The organism is Nocardiopsis lucentensis DSM 44048 (assembly GCF_000341125.1).
GTDB lineage: Bacteria > Actinomycetota > Actinomycetes > Streptosporangiales > Streptosporangiaceae > Nocardiopsis > Nocardiopsis lucentensis.
Genome location: NZ_ANBC01000694.1, coordinates 1 through 2,730, shown reverse-complemented (window position 1 = coordinate 2,730; position 2,730 = coordinate 1). Strand labels below are relative to the sequence as shown.

The 2,730-nt window shown below is 68.4% G+C and carries 2 protein-coding genes; one reads left to right on the top strand and one right to left on the bottom strand.

Going from position 1 to position 2,730, the window contains the following annotated elements:
• On the bottom strand, positions 1-723 hold a 723-nt coding region (locus tag D471_RS35955), incomplete at its 3' end, for a tyrosine-type recombinase/integrase (protein ID WP_241479701.1).
• A gap of 885 nt (positions 724-1,608) precedes the next feature.
• Here D471_RS35955 and D471_RS0124255 point away from each other — a divergent pair.
• Positions 1,609-2,313 carry an AAA family ATPase gene (locus tag D471_RS0124255; RefSeq protein ID WP_026128030.1) on the top strand — a complete coding sequence of 235 codons (705 nt, stop codon included), beginning with the start codon at positions 1,609-1,611 and terminating at the stop codon, positions 2,311-2,313.
• The last annotated feature ends 417 nt before the right edge of the window (positions 2,314-2,730 follow it).

The following is a 2,730-nucleotide window of genomic DNA, read 5'->3' as shown; positions in this document are numbered from 1 at the left end:
CTGCGCCAGCCACAGGTGCGGCAGGTGCGCGTGGGAGTGCTTGGCGCGCTGGCGCAGGTAGCGGTCCAGCGCCTTGGCGGTCTCGAAGGTGAACTTCACGAACCGCCGCTTGCCGCCCTTGCCGGTCACCAGCGCCCGCCGGTCCGCGACTGACACGTCGTCCACCGTCAGTCCGGCCAGCTCCTGGCGGCGCATCCCGGTGTCGCGCAGCAGCATGATGATCGCGGTGTCCCGAACCTTGCACGCCTTCCCCCGCGCACCACGGGTTCCCGGCATCTCCAGGATCCGCTTGGTGGCGTCCTTCTCGAACACCGGCACCGGCTCGGGCACGACCGTGGGCGGCTTGAGCTTGCGCATCGGGTTCGGGATCTCTTCCTCTTCGGCCAGCCACTTGAAGAACTGCTGCAAGCAGCGGAACTGGTTGTTGAGGTAGGAGTCCTTGTGGCCGCGACGGCGCAGCCGCACCAGCCACGACCGGATGTGCACCCGCGCGACCAGCTCCCAGTCGCGTACAGGCTCGAACGTGACCATGTCAGCGCTCTTGTCAGGGGCGGTGTCGTAGCGAACGTCGATGTCAGACGGCCGACCGCCGGTCAGCAGGTGTTCGGCGGCGAACCACCGCACCGCTTCGCTGTACATGGTGGCGGTGCGCTCGCTGCGCCCGGCGGCGCGGAGAGTGAGAACGAAGGAGTCGACGTGGGGCTTCAGGGGTCCGGCGGCCATGTTGCGCGGTCCCCGGCGTACGCGCTTGGTGCACATAGGCGATTGCTCTCCAGGCGGTGAGGCTGTCAGCGGAGTGACTCCGCCTGAAGATGTCCCAGGTCAGACCATGTGAGAGCCAGCGAGGGGACTTGAACCCCTAACCTATCGCTTACAAGGCGACAAGTGTTCCGGGAAGTGTCCAAGTGCGGAAAGGACGCTCTCACCGAGGAGGGAAATCCAGAGGCGAAATCTTTTCCCACGACAGATAGCGGGACACGCCTCCGCAACCGGTTCCGCAAAACTCTGTGGATCACTCAGCTATCGCCTGTCCGCAGGTCAGCGGCACGACGAAAGGCCCTGGGCGACACCCAGGGGCCGAACCCGCACGCGTCTCACCGACCCCACCGAAAGGGCTTCTCCCTCACCCTCGTGCTCTCCGGGATGGACACCACGCGGTACCCCGCCTGACCGATCCGCTTCTCGCTCACGTAGTGGTCCCCCTCCCAGCGCATACAGCCGCGGCCCGTCCGGGGACCGTCGGCCCTGGCGCTGGGGCGTGTTTCGTGAGCGGATCAAGGTCATGCGATGATCATGTCCCGTGGCTCGGGCGGATCCGACAGACGCCCGCTGGGCGGCGCTGGAGCCGTTGCCTCCGAAGGGCGTCAATCCCGAGCGGCCACCGGCGCACACCAGGCGGCAGCTGATCAACGGCATACGGTTCCAGGCGCGGACCGGCATATTCGAGCGGCTCCAGATCCGGGCCGACGCGAAGGAGCTGATCATCTGGGACATCTCGGTAGACTCCACCATCGCCCGCACCTACCAGAGCACCATGACGTCGGTGACGCGGCCGCTGTGGAGCCGTGCCTCACCGGCGCGAAGGTCGGCTTTGAGGAGCTACCGGAAATGTTCCAGGGTTTGGTGCGATATGTGCCTACAGTGAATGACGTGATGGTGCGCGGAGCGGTCTACCCTCAACGATCCCTGGTCCTGGTCGCCGGGGTACCCGGTGCCGGGAAGAGCACCCTGCTACGGCGGCTGTTCGGTCTCCGCGGGGACGAGGAGCGGACCGTGCTCACCGCGGACGGTGTGCGGGTGATCGACTCGCTGCAGTCGCGGTACCGGCTGGGGCCGTTGCTCGGCCGGATCCCCTACCCACTGTGGCGCTGGGTGGTGCACGTGCTGCACCTGACCCGGGTGGCCGCGGCGCTGTGCGGCGGCCCGGTGGTGGTGCACGAGTGCGGAACCCGGCGCCCGGTCCGTGTGCTGCTCGCCCTGCTCTGCCGACTCCGCCGGTACGAGGTACACGTGGTGATGATCGACGCCACCCCGCAGGAGGCCCGGAGCGGGCAGAACGCCCGGGGGCGGCGGGTGACCGACCGCAGTCACCGGGTGCATTCGCGGCGCTGGCGACGGCTGCGCGCGGCCGCCCGGCAGGGGCCAGCGGCGTTCGCGCCGGGCGCGCGCAGTCTGCTCGCACTCGACCGAAGCAGTGCGCGGGAGCTGGCCTGGATCCGATTCGGCTCCTGCTCGCACACCCGTGGTCCCCTGCACGCCGCGATGGGGTCGCCTTCCACTCAGCCTGAACCCGTGATGTCCCATACCTCGTGACACCGGCTGGTCACGGCTGTACGGCGCCCCCATGAGGTACGCGCGAGGGGCGGTCGACGCCCCGGGGGCACCAGCGACGGGAACAGGTGCGGATACGGTGGCCGAGCGCTTCGCCCGTGGTGACGGGACCGGGACCATCGCCGGGGAGCTGGAGCGCGGCCCGCTCGCGCACGGCTGGTCCGCCCGGGTGGAGCCGGTCGTCGGGCGGACGAATCCCTCGGGGCAGAGCTCCAGCAGCTCACCCGATCCCGCGACCTCCAGGCCGGTGCACAGCGCCAAAATTAGGCGTTCTGCCCATCTTGTGGTGAAAAGTCACTACACATAGCATCAGGCCGACCCCACCGGGTCACCACATGGATCAGCACCCTCACCCCCAGGGAGACCCCCATGCTGAGACGTATCCTCACCCCCCTCCTG

Bases quoted from the DNA above. Each gene is read 5' to 3' on its own strand.
- D471_RS0124255 (WP_026128030.1), top strand. From the start codon at position 1,609: ATGTTCCAGGGTTTGGTGCGATATGTGCCTACAGTGAATGACGTGATG.